General features: G+C 48.7%; 1 protein-coding gene. It reads right to left on the bottom strand.

The window, feature by feature from the left end:
* The coding region (locus Xbud_RS19410; protein ID WP_145956701.1) for an IS3 family transposase at positions 1-384 on the bottom strand (384 nt) is incomplete at both ends.

The raw sequence follows: 384 nt of genomic DNA, 5'->3' as shown, positions 1-384 counted from the left end.
GGGCGTCTTCAAATAGGTGATATCTCCTGCCCAAACTTCATTCGGCGCCAACGGATTAAAGTTCCGGTTAAGTAGATGACAGGCTGTTGATATCGCTTTACCTTTGCGCGGAGCCCGGTAGCGCTGCCGCTGTCTGACGGATAATCCGAGCTGATTCATGAGCTTTCGGGTCCGATAGTCACTGATGGTAAAGCCTTCTTTGCGTAATTTTTTCGCCAACATCCGATAGCCTAAACTTTCCCGGCTTTCTTTAAAGAGCGTCGTCGCTTTTCGGTGTAATGCTTGTTGCTCATCAGAAAGTAACCGAACGGGTTTTGCCTGCCAGGCATAAAACGTGGAACGACTGACTTTCATCACGCGACATAACTGGCAAATGGGAAATGG

The sequence above is a fragment of the Xenorhabdus budapestensis genome (assembly GCF_002632465.1).
In the GTDB taxonomy this organism is placed as follows: Bacteria; Pseudomonadota; Gammaproteobacteria; order Enterobacterales; family Enterobacteriaceae; genus Xenorhabdus; species Xenorhabdus budapestensis.
The sequence above is the reverse complement of the archived record's forward strand: the minus strand, read 5'-3'. Positions and strand labels throughout refer to the sequence as shown.